Origin of the sequence: Gloeocapsa sp. PCC 7428, from assembly GCF_000317555.1 — a bacterium.
Taxonomy (GTDB): domain Bacteria; phylum Cyanobacteriota; class Cyanobacteriia; order Cyanobacteriales; family Chroococcidiopsidaceae; genus Chroogloeocystis.
This window is the reverse complement of the sequence record NC_019745.1, coordinates 3,383,564-3,397,042: the sequence shown is the minus strand read 5'-3', so window position 1 is coordinate 3,397,042 and position 13,479 is coordinate 3,383,564. Positions and strand designations below refer to the sequence as shown.

Sequence of the window (13,479 nt, the reverse complement as noted above, 5' to 3'; positions counted from 1 at the left end):
CACAAATCGACATCGAGTATGGCGGCAACCTTACTACCTAATTACACAGATATTGCCATCATTGGCGCGGGACCTCATGCAATGACTGTCGTGACGCACTTATTGCAAAAACGCCAGCAGTTACGTCAGCGGTTATTAGTCTTCGATCCTCATGGCACTTGGATGCAACAATGGCAAAATCAATTTAGTGCGTTTGAGATTCCGCATTTGCGATCGCCTGCGGTACATCATCCCGATCCCAACCCCTATGCTTTAAGACAATTTGCGCAATCGCGATCGCACGAACTTTACCCGCCTTACGATCTTCCAGGAACCTTATTATTTCAAGATTTTTGCCAAGAGTTGATTCGCCGTTGGTCATTACAACAGCACATTGTCGCCGCTAAAGTTGTTCGCATTGAACCGATTAAACAAAACTTGCGATCGCGCTTTCGTCTTTGGTTAGACAACGATCAATCAATCGTGGCGCGACGCGTTATTCTCGCGACAGGTAGCGGTACGCCGCAAATTCCCGCTTGGGTGCAAAAAATCGCATCACCCTACCCGCAAGACAGACTTTGCCATTCGCGTCATGTCGATTTGCGTCATTTACAACTACACGGCGAAACCGTACTGATCGTCGGCGGTGGATTAACCAGCGGGCACCTAGCTTTAGGCGCGATCGCTCGTGGTGCTAAAGTCATACTCATGTCCCGTCGCGATCTGCAAGAAAAACTCTTCGATGCCGATCCTGGTTGGCTAGGACCAAAATACCTCAAAAACTTCTGGACAGAACCGGATTGGGAAAACCGCGCCGAAACAATTCAAAACGCCAGAAACGGCGGTTCTCTGACACCCGCAATTATGCTGCAACTGCGCCGCGCCCATCGTAGGGACTATATCAAAATAATGGAAAAATGTCAAGTGCTATCCGTAACATGGCATAAGGCGTGGCAGATTACTTGTGATGATGGCAGTAAACACGAGTGCGATCGCATTTGGCTTGCCACAGGAACCAAAATCGACCTCACCGCTGAACCTTTACTCACAGAAATCATCGAACATTATCCGCTTCCCACCGCTAAAGGTTTACCAGTCCTCGATCCTCACTTACGCTGGGCGGGTTGCGAATTATTCATCACTGGCGGACTCGCCGCACTCCAAGTCGGACCTGTAGCCCGTAATTTATCCGGTGCTAGAATGGCAAGTGAAAAAATTATCCCCGCGCTGTGGAAACCCAGCCTTACTTTTTCCCACTGACGCTCAGCTTGGCAACTAAAGTCGCCGCTTCACAAACTAAGCCCACCTGCGTGGGCTAACTCAAATTTAAAGAAACCCGTGAAGACGGGTTTTGTCTGTGTAGTCATGGTTCAACCGCTAGACACTAACAAACCCAATTCATTTGTCAAATCCGCAGTTCCGCCAAACTTTGCCACGTAAATTTCAAAATAAATTTGTATATTAATTTCATAAGTAGGATAACTACGTATACCATCAGAGGTAGATAATAAATTATGCAGCCTACTCGCGAAATATTTGATTGATGTTTACTCTTGAACCAGCCAAGTGTCCTCCGAGGGCAGAAATTGGACAAATGAGCCGCATCTTAGTCGTCGAGGACGAAGAGTTAATCCGCGAAATGCTAGTTCTCGCGCTAGAGGCTGAAGGTTATACGATCGCAACTGCTACTGATGGTAGAACAGCATTATCTATGCTACCAACTTCCGAGGCAACTCAAGGCGAAGTACCTTATGACTTGCTGATTTTAGACTTAATGTTACCGCAAGTGAACGGTTTAGACGTCTGTCGCCTACTGCGTCATCAAGGAAATCAAATTCCTATCCTCATTCTGAGTGCAAAAGGTAGCGAGACAGATCGCGTTTTAGGTTTAGAAGTAGGAGCCGACGACTATCTCACCAAACCTTTTAGTATGCGCGAACTTGTTGCTCGTTGTCGCGCTTTGTTGCGTCGCCAGCGCTTCAATAGCTTACCGCAACTCCCGCTACTCCAGTTCAAAGATGTCACGCTTTACTCACAAGAATGTCGCGTCACTGTACGCGGTGAAGAAGCAAGTCTTTCACCTAAAGAATTTCGTTTACTTGAACTATTCATGACATACCCCCGCCGCGTTTGGTCGCGCGAACAATTACTCGATCAAGTCTGGGGCGCAGATTTTATTGGAGACAGCAAAACCGTCGATGTTCACATCCGTTGGCTACGCGAAAAATTAGAAAAAGACCCCAGTCATCCTGAATACATCATTACTGTACGCGGCTTCGGCTACCGCTTTGGGTAAAAAAAAGAGCAAGTGATGAGGGCTAGTAGTAAGTGATGAGTCCTTTGCACCGAAAGCCTGCGGAGCGTCCCTCGACCGCTAACCTCTCACATTAACTCATTCCCAGCCAAAACCGATAAGCTAGTAGCTAATGGGTAAAAAGCTATGAGCTTTAAATGGCGTTGTTAGAATTCTTATTGGGACTAACGATAGGACTTGGGATTTGGTTATGGCAATATACCCAATTCCAAAAAAGACTACAGCAAGTATTACGCAGGCTTCCTTCGGAAGTGACAGAAATTTCGTTACCTTCTATCAATTTACTACAGCGGGCAATTATCAAGCAAAAAGAACACAACGCCGAGTTACAAGCAAAAATTGACTTGAGCGAATATCTCTTAGAAGTTGCGCCGATAGGTTATCTAGAAGTAGATGAAGAAAATCAATTGCTGTGCTGCAACCTCCAAGCACAGCAGTTATTGAACATCCAAAAGTGGAACCCACAACAAACGAGGCTGCTTCTAGAGCTTGTGCGATCGTATGAGTTGGATTATTTAATTGAACTAACACGCGATCAGCAACAGCCACAAGTCAAAGAATGGGTATTTCATCCAACTTTTACCAATGCAGTATCCCTCGGCGAAGCCCAACCCCGCACGTTACGAGCTTTTGGTTATTCGTTACCAGAAGGAAGAGTCGGCGTCTTTATTGAAAATCGCCAACCTTTAGTAGAACTCGCGCAATCCCGCGATCGCACGCTTTCAGATTTAGCCCACGAACTAAAAACACCCCTCACCTCAATTCGTCTTGTCGCCGAAACTTTGCACGATCAGTTACAGCCACCACTTCAACGTTGGGCGGCGCGTATTCTTCCTGAAATCGATCGCCTGATTAACTTAGTTCAAGACTGGTTAGAACTCAATCAACTCGAAGCCAACAGTAAGTTAAATCGCCAAAACGTCGAACTGCGATCGCTCATCAGCGCTGTGTGGGAAACGCTCGAACCTATAGCGCAAAATAAACAGATGCAATGGAGTTATTCTGGACCTGAAGCCGTATGGCTTAACGCTGATGAATCGCGACTTTATCGCTTGTTCTTGAATTTATTTGATAACAGCATCAAATACAGCCCTCCCCAAGGAAAAGTTGATGTCAAGCTCAGTATGATTGCAGCCGAGCAAGTACAAATTGATATTATTGATTCTGGTCCAGGCTTTCCTAGCACTGATTTACCTCGTGTGTTCGATCGACTCTACCGAGGCGATCCCTCGCGCACGCGCCAAGAAACGTTCACGCATCCCAGTTGTCCTGTGAGTACAGGTTGTGGTTTGGGTCTAGCGATCGCCCGACAAATTGTTTTAGCCCACGGCGGAACAATCAAAGCAATGAATCATCCGCAAACTGGTGGCGCTTGGTTGCAAGTTCTGCTACCAGAGGTATTAGCGAATCCTCAAAATTAGCACTAACATTAAGGCAACACTAACTAATGACTTGAGCGCAAACATTGCGAAGCGTGAATGTTAATTCTAATTCGGAGCGTCGCCACTTTGAACGTCGTCTCAAAAGCTTAGAGCGTGACGTTCTGCGGATGGGGGCTTTAGTTGAAAATTCCTTTAGGCTGAGCCATCAAGCATTGTTTGCACGTGATTTAGAAGTAGCGAGAGAACTTCCCCGCCTCGATAAACAAATCGATCGCTTTTATAAACAAATCGAGTTAGAGTGTGCAGCTTTACTCACGTCAGAATCCCCTGTCGCACAAGATCTACGTCTATTGAGTGCTTTCATGCAACTCGTCCGCGACTTAGAGCGTATCGGTGATTATGCTAAAGATCTAGCCGAAATCGCCATCAAGCTTTTTCCTTATCCTCCGCATCGCTGTGTTCCGCAAATCGAAGAGATGTCACATCACGCGCAAGCAATGCTCGCTACGAGTTTAGTCGCGCTTGCCGATCTCGACGCCGATGCTGGAAAAACAGTCAAGCAACTTGATGACTTTGTAGACGATGCCTACGAAACACTCTACCAAACTTTAGCAACCGAACGCGATATTAAAGGCGTTGTCGAACCAATTTTGTTATTAGTACTTGTCATTCGCCACTTAGAACGCATGGCAGATCATGCAACTAATATTGGTCAAAGAGTGGCATACATTGTCACCGGACATCGATCGTAGTATAGCTTTATGTCGAAATTTTTGTGAGTTATCCAGCGCGATTCACCCACCGCTCTAATCTTTAACAAAGGCTTACCTATTCTTAAACTTGTCGTTTTAAGATCATCATTAAAACTATAGCAAAAGCCTTATTCAGGCTAGTTCAACATTATTATAGTTACACTTAAGCTTACAAATAATGAACATCAAGTGTGACAACTTGAATTTACAATCTACTTTTGCAGATACAGCGTTTTACCTGTAAACAAAAAAATACGCTAGTTTTATCAAAATAATATTTGGTCGTAAATATCCAAAATATCTAAAGTTATATAAATATGCAGCCTATGGAGAACGAAATTTACCGAAATATGAGTGAAGAGTAATAAATCATAACCACACCAACGAAACAAAAAACGGTTAAACCAAATATGACTATCTCCGCTCCAAACCCAGCTTTACCTTCTCCAATTAGTCAGCGCATATTTAGCCGTAAAGAACTCATTCCACCTCGTCAAGATCTGTTGTGGAAAATTGAGCGTGGAGCCGTACGTACCTTTACTTGGAGCGAGCAAGGCACATTAATTACATTAGGATATTGGGGAACCGACGATGTAGTCGGTTATCCTCTTTCGCGCGTTAATCCCTACCAAATCGAGTGCTTAACAAGTGTCGAGATGAGTCTTTTGCCTGCGGGATTCTGGCACCAAGCAGTAGATGCAATGTTACTCCACATTCAACAATCTGAAGAACTCCTTAGTATCGTGCATCGCAAACCTGTGTCTATGCGATTGTGGCACTTTTTAATCTGGCTATCAGAGAAGTTCGGTCGCGAAGTGGAGCAAGGGCGGTTAATTGATTTAGCGATTACGCACCAAGAAATAGCTGAAGTCATCAATACAACACGCGTCTCCGTCACTCGATTGTTACAGCAATTCGAGGAAGAAGGAATGTTGCTTCGTCATCAACGGCGATTAATTCTCTGCTTAATCAAGTAGTCAACTCATTAAATTAAAAAAATTATGAAATCCGAGGTTTTACTATTGATTTTTGAGTGATATAAGCTTGTATAATCTACATGGTGCAGCAGATATACCTACAAGTTTAAATTTGTCTGTAACACATTGGTGTGAGTGAGAAAACTATGACGAAATTTTTCTGGAATGCTTTAAAGCTAAGTCCAGTGATTCTAGGAGCGTTGCTTCTAGGTAATCGCGCTCAAGCAGCTGAAACTCCTGCGGCTGCCGATTTAGTTGTTGCGACTACAGCTACAACAAGTCAAGTTGCGGCTGTTGAACCAGCAACTGAAAGCATCGTAGTTCCGACCAGCAACGCAGCAACGCCAACCGTTGCTAGCGAAATCAAAATTGCCGATAATCGCGTAGCGCCAAGCTTGGTGAGCCAAGCCCCCGCAAGTAACTCGCTAGCGCAGGTGACATCAGTCTCGCAGTTGTCAGACGTCCAGCCTACCGACTGGGCATTTCAAGCTTTACAGTCACTTGTTGAACGCTACGGCTGTATTGCTGGTTATCCAGACGGCACTTATCGCGGTAATCGCGCCTTGACGCGCTACGAGTTTGCCGCTGGTTTAAACGCATGTTTAGACCGTGTAAACGAGTTGATTGCGACAGCGACAGCAGACATGGTAACTCGCGAAGACCTAGCGACCCTCCAGCGCCTGCAAGAAGAATTTGCCGCAGAAATCGCTACCCTGCGCGGTCGAGTCGATGCTCTAGAAGCGCAAACCGCAGAACTTGAGGCAAATCAGTTCTCGACAACAACTGTACTCAACGGCGAAGTCATTATTTCCGCATCTGACGTCTTCGGTGACGCAGCCGTAGGCGGAACAGACTTAGATTACAATACCGTTGTTGGGGCACGCGCGCGGTTGAACTTTGACACGAGCTTTGGTGGCGACGATCTCTTGAGAACTCGTCTACAAGCTGGAAATATAGACAATAACGCTGGCGAGACGGGTACAGTAATGACCCGCTTGGGCTACGACATCACCACTGATAACAATGTTGAAATCGATGACTTGTTCTATCGTTTCCCCGTTGGTGACGCGGCTTTAGTTCAACTCAATGCTAACGCCGGACTAGACGCAGGTTTATTCACTTTCAACCCTTCCTTTGATAGTAGTGGTCGCGGTTCAATCTCGCGTTACGGTCAACGTAGCCCGATCTTCCGCACAAGCGGCACCGGTGCTGGACTATCTGTTATTCTTAACCCAGAAGGCCCTTTAACCGTGTCGGGGGCGTTTCTAGCGCCTACTGCAAACACTCCTGAAGCAGGTACTGGAGTTTTTGAGGGTGCTTACGTCGCATTAGGTCAAGTTGCTTTTCGGTTCAGTGATACTTTCACAATCGGTGCTACCTACGCTCGTGCTTATCAAAACACAGCGAGCGGAATTAATCTGTTCGGTTCTACAGGTAGCGCGAATGCCAATGCACCTTTTGGCGACGTTGCAACCGAAGCTAACCACTACGGCGTACAAGCAAGTTTACAACTCGGTACAACCTTGAACCTCTCAGGTTGGGCAGGTTACTCAACCGCTGATGCTTTAGTAGGACCTGCTGCTGATGCTGATATGTTCTATTGGGCGGCTGCACTAGCAGTACAAGACTTCGGTAGAGAAGGTAATCAGCTAGGTGTCATTTTTGGTCAACCACCGCGAGTGACAGAAAGCAGCATTGCAACAGCTGAAGATCCTGATATTTCCTACCACCTCGAAGGATTCTACCGCCTACAACTTACCGAAAACGTTTCGGTTACTCCTGGCGTGTTAGTGATCTTCAATCCAGAGCACAACACTGCTAACGACACGATCTATGTAGGAACACTTCGGACGACATTCTCGTTCTAAAGTAATTGTTAAGACTATTTAACTGAGGCTGGGGCGATCGCTACTGGGTCGCCCCACTTACTTTTGCATACTACATCGATTGCTGCTCAGATGAAGAAAACTCCGAAGGCGGGCGATCGCTACTCCAAGCCCACCATACACAACCACAACGACACTGATAAAACTCTTGCCACTTGCGGCGATAATTATCGGTCATCACAGGCGATCGTCGATTCAGCCACACATTTTTCGCATCTCGACTCGCAGCACGACAAGTAGGACAGCAAAATTCATACGCGTGAATTGCCTTATTAGTCCATTCAGGCGGAACAGGAGCAAACGCATCCATTCAGGAATCCTTTATGAAGAGGTTGGAGGTCGGAGGTCGGAGGTCGGAGGTCAGCAAAGCAAATGCATCTATACCGAAATCCTCATTTCAAGTGCTTATTATCTATAGTAAGTGGGAGAAAATAAATATAGCGTGACTGGTAATTGGTAATTGAAAAGAATGTCTATTCCCCCCTCCCAGTTGTCTTATTGCCCAACCGTCGTACTATTGCTGAACTAAAGTCAATGGAGCCAGCTATTGAAATTCGCCGCCTTGTAGAGATTATGCCTGCTTCTGGTCGCATGATGACTAAAATTGTGCATAAACCAGAGCAAGCAACCGTAATTCATAGCCCGTTTCCTCTGCCTTGGAATCAGCAACGGCTAATATATATTAACTTTGACTTGTGGCGTCGGCTTTCGCAGCCGCAAAGAGATCTGCTGTTGTTACGCACCGTATCATGGCTTTTGCAAGTTAAGTGGTTAAAGCCAGATATTTATCAAGGTGTTGCGATCGCAGGACTAATCGGCGCAACAATCGAGTTAGTGCAGCAAGACGCTGTCGGAGTTTTAGTTGCAGGAGGTTTGAGCGCGATCGCCATTAATCGCATTTGGCGTAATAATCGCAGTACGCAACTCGAAATCGCCGCCGATGAAGCCGCGATTCAAATTGCCCAAAGGCGCAACTACATCGAAGCCGAAGCCGCAGAATATTTATTATCTGCAATCGAAACTGTCGCCAAACTCGAAAAGCGTCCTAGCTTAACCTTCGTTGAACTTATTCGTTGCCAAAATTTACGCGCGATCGCGGGTTTATCTGCTGTAAGTGTTCCTGAATCACTTCAGTAAAAATGTTCTTTTAAAGTCTCTCTAGCAATTTTGGGCTACGTTAGGGGAGAAAATCAGGAAAAACAATCTATTTATACCATTTCACTAAATGATCGCTACAAATAAGTTCTCCTTACCCCCTCTGCGCCCCTGCTCCCTCTGCTGCCCATTTGTAGCCGCTTTAAAGTGAAACGGTATTGCAGGGCTAGGGGGCAAATCATACGCTAATCAGCAACGCTGAAATCAATGAACTGTTTGAACAATAACCGCTAGAATGCAAAAGTATTTTTCCAGCATGGCTTTGAGCTTGCTTGTTGCAAGTGGAACGGTTAGCTGTCATGCTGCATCGGTTGCTCAAAGAATTGTACCTGCACAAATGTCACGTATACCAACACCTGCTTCAAGTTCTCATACAGCTTTGGAACAATCAATTCATCGACAAATCAATGAGTATCGGCGATCGCGCAATTTACCACCACTCACTCTCGATTCTCGCATTAGCGACCAAGCATTAGCCCACAGTCAAGCGATGGCAAGTGGTAAGGTTGCTTTTAGCCACGATGGTTTCGATCAGCGCGTTCAAATTATTCGCCGTACAATACCTTATCGCGCAGCCGCTGAAAACGTTGCGTTTAATCAAGGCTATAGTAATCCAGATGTGCAAGCTGTCCAAGGTTGGATTAAAAGCCCTCGTCATCGCGTTAACATCGAAGGTCAATATGATTTAACAGGTATTGGTATTAGTCGCAACGCTAACGGTGAATATTACTTTACCCAAATCTTTATCCGCAGCCGCTAATATCAAAAGAATCATTCTGAGTTTACCTGACCCCCAACCTCTGACCCCTGACCCCTCCTTATGGAATTAACCGATTTTCAAGTTTGCGATCGCGATATTGATGACGAAATTTTAACGCAGTACATGAATGCGGAAGCGATCGCTGTAGATACTGAGACAATGGGTTTATTACCCTGGCGCGATCGCTTGTGTCTTGTACAACTTTGCGATCCTCAAGGGCGTGTTACGGCGATTCGTATTGCTAAAGGACAAGAATCTGCACCAAACTTACAAAAGTTAATGCAAGCAACTGATATCCTCAAAGTCTTTCACTTTGCACGGTTTGACATTGCAACCTTAAGCTATCATCTCAACATTCAAGTATCACCCATCTTTTGCACTAAAATTGCCAGTAAACTTGCTCGCACCTACACAAATCGACACGGGCTAAAAGATTTAATTCAAGAACTTGAAAAAGTTGAACTTGATAAAAGCGCCCAAAGTTCTGATTGGGGAAACGCTGCATCTTTAAGCGAACAACAACTCCGTTACGCCGCAAACGATGTTCGTTATTTGCTTTCTGCACAGCAAAAACTCGTTGCTATGCTCGAACGTGAAGATCGATTAGAGTTAGCACAAGCGTGCTTTGAGTGTTTGCCGACAATTGTCACGCTAGACTTATTGCAATTCAAAGATATTTTTGAACATTAATAGCTAGAAGGAGCTTTTTTAATTTCTCCCAATCTTTTGATAAAAATCGTTAACTTTGCTCTAAATATCGAAAATTGATACCTTAAGCGTGCAAAAAACTTCTCACGATAGAATTACTTACAATTTTTAGCTCTGCATTATCTTTACTACTGAGTATCAATGTCGCTAATACTACTGAACCAGTATCCAGTAACGACTATAGAATGTCAACAGACTTCTTATACACGACCTTTAAGTTGCCAGCGAGTTTCACAGTCTTCTAGCAATTCTAAATTTATTACAATACAGACTGCTGAACCGGCTCAACAATCTAATGAAACTTCGATGCTTGCATTCACTGACGAAGAAAGTGATGCAGCCGTTAGGCTATTTGGTTGTGATTGTTTAGTTTGTATCAATGCTGTTCGTCAGTTGCGTAGTTTACCTCCAGTTTCCTGATAATTAAATTGAGCGAGTGTTACTGCAAATTAATCTGGCTGCGAACTTGCAGATTTTTGCGCTGTAGTACTCATTTTTTGAGATCCCTCGCCTAAACTGCGGAAGTAAAGACCACCAATCGTTACTAAAAAGACAACATACGCAATAGCTTGCACCAAGAAGAGATTTTGTCGGTAGCCAAATAGTGCTTTGAGAACTATTCCAGGAAATTGGTTATCGGGCAGAATGTGCGAAGTATCCCACACTCTTGGTCCTAAGATACAAGAAGGATTTTTAGCAAACTGATCGTGATAGAAGCAGAGTGATTCCAAGCTGCGATCCATACTTGCAAGCGTTGCAGCAGCGGCATCGAAATGCTTTAATGCTGATACCACTAATCCGGCAACAATTAAAAGTAACAAAACGCCCATTACCTGGAAAAAGCGGCGGATATTAATCTTGACGCCCCACTTAAATAGCATCACGCCGATCAACACAGCACCTACTAAGCCCAAAACTGCACCCAAAGCCGGAAATAAGCCTTGTTGAAAATTGGCAGCGATAAAGACAACCGTTTCAAAGCCCTCACGTAGCACTGCGATGAAGATTAAGCTGAAGACACCCCATCCCGCTGCTTGATTTTGTTGCAAAGTATTGGCGAGTGTTCCTTCAATATCGGCTTTGAGATGCTTCGCCTGCTGTGTCATCCAAATGAGCATCCAACTCAGCATGAAAATGGCGACAACGCTGAAGCTTCCTTCCAACAAAGGTTTGATAACAGGCGTATACTTAGGATTTGCAGCACTGATTGCCGGAATAACCCAACTAAACAGCAAACCGACTAATGCACTCGCACCTATTCCCGCGCCTACACCGGCATAAACCCAAGAATTTAAATGAGTTTGCTGTGCTTTTTTGAGACACGCGAGAACAATTCCTACGACTAAGGCGGCTTCAACTCCTTCACGGAGGGTAATAACAAATGTTGGTAACGCAGCACTAAGACTCATAAAGATACATAGTTAGTGATTCGTGACTAGCAACTGCTTTTTTACACAGCACTACCACTAAAGTCGCGCAACATTTTTTTAATTTCAATGTTGTGCAGTTCTTCTTGTCCGATCATTGTGCGGGCAAATTCTTCTAAATAAACACTCGCATCGTTTACGGTTTCTAGGAGATTTTTGTATAACTCCAAAGCCTTTCTTTCGTGGTTCAAACTTTCTTCAAGAATATCTCGCACAGAATGCTTGTATGTTTCTTCCATTGGTGCGATGCGCAGGCTTGGGTGTCCTTCTAAGCCTGTAAGGATTTCGCCTACTTGTTGTGCGTGTGTTAGTGATTCGTTTGCTTGTGTCTTGAAAAAGTCCACGATGGGAATGCGGTTAGGTCCTGTCACCATTAAGGAATAATGGGTATAACGCACGACTCCCGCAAGTTCAAATTCCATGATCGAGTTTAATATATCAATCGTTTTTTTCTGGTCAAGATCGCGCATTTTTTAGTTATCTTCCAATTTTGATTTGTAGCGTAATTAGCCATTTCAAATCTTAACGAATTTGACTGCGATATTTCACTAAATTTACTTTCTGTTTGGGAATGGAAAAATATGCGCTCCGACTGAAGTCAGGGCTACCGAAACGAAGTGTGCCTGCGCACACTAAAATAAGAGTCTTGTGGGGGTAAGGCGTGCTTTACGCGTAGATTTATGCGCCAAGGAGTTTCTTTGAGCCTTGTCTAGTAACTTGGAGGCTTGGCTAAATTCTTGAATTTCGTAAATTGCGGGTCGAATAATAACTTTACAGTACCTGTGGGACCATTACGGTGTTTTGCTGCAATCACTTCGGCAATACCGCGATCGGGAGTATCGCTATTGTAGTAATCATCGCGATAAATCATTAAAACTAAATCCGCGTCTTGTTCTAACGAGCCAGATTCGCGTAAGTCTGAGAGTAAGGGTCGCTTATTTGTACGTGCTTCTACTTGGCGACTTAATTGCGATAGCGCAATTACGGGAACTTTGAGTTCTCTTGCCATACCTTTAAGCGATCGCGTAATTCGCGATAATTCTTGAACGCGGTTGTCGCTACTACTACCTTCCATCAGTTGTAAGTAGTCGATTAAAATCAACGCTAACTCGGTTCCTTTTTCAGCTTGCAGCCGTCGGGCTTGCGATCGCATTTCCATCACCGTCATATTTGCGGTGTCGTCGATATAAATCGGTAATTCAGATAAATTCCCAAACGCACGGCTTAATTGTTCCCACTCATTTTGGCTAATACGTCCCGCGCGCATCCGATGACTTTCGATTCCGGCTTCGCTGGCTAAGAGTCGTTGTACTAATTGCTCTTTAGACATCTCCAAGCTAAAAACCGCGACAGATTGTTCGTAGCGAGCCGCAATATTTTTAGCAATATTCAGTGCTAGCGCCGTTTTCCCCATCGCTGGGCGTCCTGCAAGGATGATTAAATCAGAACGTTGGAAACCACCTGTAAGCGCGTCAAGGTCGTAAAAATCGCACAATAGTCCTGGTAGGGTTTGTCCTTGGTCGCGACTTTCGAGTTCCTGAAATGTATCAATCAGCGTATCTGAAATTGAGACAAGACCTTTTTGCGGACGTTCTTGCGTAATGCTGAAAACTTTTTGCTCCGCGCGGTCTAAAACTGTTGCTAACTCAACATCGGTTTGATAGCCTAGCTGGACAATTTCATTACCCGATTCAATCAACTTGCGCCGCAGAAATTTGTCCATGACTAGCATTGCTAGGACATCAATATTAACGGCTGATACAGTGCGGTCTACAAGTTGAGTAAGTTTGCTTCTCCCGCCGATACGAGATAGTAAATCGTGGTCTGCTAACCATGCGGATAGACTGAGAAGATCCGTCGGTTTTCCCTGCTGGTGGAGTCTGAAGGCGGCTTCGTAAATTTCCCTGTGGGCGCTGATGTAAAAAGCTTCTTTGACAAGGCGATCGCTTACACGGCTAATTGCTTCAGGGTCGAGTAAAATCCCTCCCAAAATGGCTTCTTCGGCATCAATATTCTGTGGAGGTAAGCTGCCGATATTATCTTGAAAACTCAGTTGTTGAGTCATAAAGCAGTCAGGGTTCAGAGGTCGGAGGTTAGGGTTAGGGCAAGAAGAATGAAATCCTGTGTCTATTATCTCTC

At 44.8% G+C, this 13,479-nt stretch carries 13 protein-coding genes; 9 read left to right on the top strand and 4 right to left on the bottom strand.

Annotation, left to right across the window (positions count from 1 at the left end):
- Positions 1-18 precede the first annotated feature (18 nt).
- The 6 genes from GLO7428_RS14920 to GLO7428_RS14895 all read left to right on the top strand — a co-directional run bounded on the left by GLO7428_RS14920 (position 19) and on the right by GLO7428_RS14895 (position 7,272).
- The gene (locus GLO7428_RS14920) at positions 19-1,239 is read left to right on the top strand and encodes an FAD/NAD(P)-binding protein (protein ID WP_015189399.1); all 1,221 of its coding nucleotides are present in this window, start codon (positions 19-21) and stop codon (positions 1,237-1,239) included.
- Between the two features lie 283 nt (positions 1,240-1,522).
- A complete protein-coding gene (locus GLO7428_RS14915) occupies positions 1,523-2,275 on the top strand; it encodes a winged helix-turn-helix domain-containing protein (protein WP_015189398.1) in 753 nt (250 codons plus the stop codon).
- Positions 2,276-2,430: 155 nt separating this feature from the next.
- A complete protein-coding gene (locus GLO7428_RS14910; protein WP_015189397.1) occupies positions 2,431-3,714 on the top strand; it encodes a cell wall metabolism sensor histidine kinase WalK in 1,284 nt (427 codons plus the stop codon).
- A 53-nt stretch (positions 3,715-3,767) separates the two neighbouring features.
- A complete protein-coding gene (phoU, locus tag GLO7428_RS14905) occupies positions 3,768-4,427 on the top strand; it encodes a phosphate signaling complex protein PhoU (RefSeq protein WP_015189396.1) in 660 nt (219 codons plus the stop codon).
- 410 nt (positions 4,428-4,837) lie between these two features.
- Positions 4,838-5,404 (top strand): Crp/Fnr family transcriptional regulator, encoded by a 567-nt coding sequence (locus GLO7428_RS14900; RefSeq protein ID WP_015189395.1) that lies wholly within the window; start codon positions 4,838-4,840, stop codon positions 5,402-5,404.
- 146 nt (positions 5,405-5,550) lie between these two features.
- Positions 5,551-7,272: an iron uptake porin gene (locus tag GLO7428_RS14895; RefSeq protein ID WP_015189394.1), complete on the top strand. Its 1,722-nt coding sequence runs from the start codon at positions 5,551-5,553 to the stop codon at positions 7,270-7,272.
- 70 nt (positions 7,273-7,342) lie between these two features.
- Here GLO7428_RS14895 and GLO7428_RS14890 read toward each other — a convergent pair whose 3' ends face one another.
- The gene (locus GLO7428_RS14890) at positions 7,343-7,600 is read right to left on the bottom strand and encodes a hypothetical protein (RefSeq protein WP_015189393.1); all 258 of its coding nucleotides are present in this window, start codon (positions 7,598-7,600) and stop codon (positions 7,343-7,345) included.
- A 224-nt stretch (positions 7,601-7,824) separates the two neighbouring features.
- Here GLO7428_RS14890 and GLO7428_RS14885 point away from each other — a divergent pair, with 224 nt between their 5' ends.
- The 3 genes from GLO7428_RS14885 (at position 7,825) to GLO7428_RS14875 (ending at position 9,895) form a co-directional block, all read left to right on the top strand.
- Positions 7,825-8,427 (top strand): DUF3318 domain-containing protein, encoded by a 603-nt coding sequence (locus GLO7428_RS14885; RefSeq protein WP_015189392.1) that lies wholly within the window; start codon positions 7,825-7,827, stop codon positions 8,425-8,427.
- A 253-nt stretch (positions 8,428-8,680) separates the two neighbouring features.
- Entirely contained in the window at positions 8,681-9,205 is a 525-nt protein-coding gene (locus GLO7428_RS14880; protein ID WP_041918646.1) for a CAP domain-containing protein, read from the top strand.
- Positions 9,206-9,265: 60 nt separating this feature from the next.
- Positions 9,266-9,895, top strand: coding sequence for a ribonuclease H-like domain-containing protein (locus GLO7428_RS14875; RefSeq protein WP_015189390.1), 630 nt, complete (start codon positions 9,266-9,268; stop codon positions 9,893-9,895).
- Between the two features lie 467 nt (positions 9,896-10,362).
- Here GLO7428_RS14875 and GLO7428_RS14870 read toward each other — a convergent pair whose 3' ends face one another.
- The 3 genes from GLO7428_RS14870 to dnaB all read right to left on the bottom strand — a co-directional run bounded on the left by GLO7428_RS14870 (position 10,363) and on the right by dnaB (position 13,405).
- On the bottom strand, positions 10,363-11,322 hold the full coding sequence (locus GLO7428_RS14870) for an FTR1 family protein (RefSeq protein WP_015189388.1): 960 nt from the start codon (positions 11,320-11,322) through the stop codon (positions 10,363-10,365).
- 41 nt (positions 11,323-11,363) lie between these two features.
- The gene (locus GLO7428_RS14865) at positions 11,364-11,810 is read right to left on the bottom strand and encodes a bacterioferritin (protein WP_015189387.1); all 447 of its coding nucleotides are present in this window, start codon (positions 11,808-11,810) and stop codon (positions 11,364-11,366) included.
- A gap of 239 nt (positions 11,811-12,049) precedes the next feature.
- Positions 12,050-13,405 carry a replicative DNA helicase gene (gene dnaB / locus GLO7428_RS14860; RefSeq protein ID WP_015189386.1) on the bottom strand — a complete coding sequence of 452 codons (1,356 nt, stop codon included), beginning with the start codon at positions 13,403-13,405 and terminating at the stop codon, positions 12,050-12,052.
- Between the last annotated feature and the right edge of the window lie 74 nt (positions 13,406-13,479).

Excerpts from the sequence above, each read along its gene's own strand:
- GLO7428_RS14910 (WP_015189397.1), top strand. The coding sequence starts at position 2,431 with ATGGCGTTGTTAGAATTCTTATTGGGACTAACGATAGGACTTGGGATT.
- GLO7428_RS14865 (WP_015189387.1), bottom strand. The coding sequence starts at position 11,810 with ATGCGCGATCTTGACCAGAAAAAAACGATTGATATATTAAACTCGATC.
- GLO7428_RS14900 (WP_015189395.1), top strand. The coding sequence starts at position 4,838 with ATGACTATCTCCGCTCCAAACCCAGCTTTACCTTCTCCAATTAGTCAG.
- GLO7428_RS14885 (WP_015189392.1), top strand. The coding sequence starts at position 7,825 with ATGGAGCCAGCTATTGAAATTCGCCGCCTTGTAGAGATTATGCCTGCT.
- dnaB (WP_015189386.1), bottom strand. The coding sequence starts at position 13,405 with ATGACTCAACAACTGAGTTTTCAAGATAATATCGGCAGCTTACCTCCA.
- GLO7428_RS14915 (WP_015189398.1), top strand. The coding sequence starts at position 1,523 with ATGTTTACTCTTGAACCAGCCAAGTGTCCTCCGAGGGCAGAAATTGGA.
- GLO7428_RS14920 (WP_015189399.1), top strand. The coding sequence starts at position 19 with ATGGCGGCAACCTTACTACCTAATTACACAGATATTGCCATCATTGGC.
- GLO7428_RS14890 (WP_015189393.1), bottom strand. The coding sequence starts at position 7,600 with ATGGATGCGTTTGCTCCTGTTCCGCCTGAATGGACTAATAAGGCAATT.
- GLO7428_RS14880 (WP_041918646.1), top strand. The coding sequence starts at position 8,681 with ATGCAAAAGTATTTTTCCAGCATGGCTTTGAGCTTGCTTGTTGCAAGT.
- GLO7428_RS14895 (WP_015189394.1), top strand. The coding sequence starts at position 5,551 with ATGACGAAATTTTTCTGGAATGCTTTAAAGCTAAGTCCAGTGATTCTA.
- GLO7428_RS14870 (WP_015189388.1), bottom strand. The coding sequence starts at position 11,322 with ATGAGTCTTAGTGCTGCGTTACCAACATTTGTTATTACCCTCCGTGAA.
- GLO7428_RS14875 (WP_015189390.1), top strand. The coding sequence starts at position 9,266 with ATGGAATTAACCGATTTTCAAGTTTGCGATCGCGATATTGATGACGAA.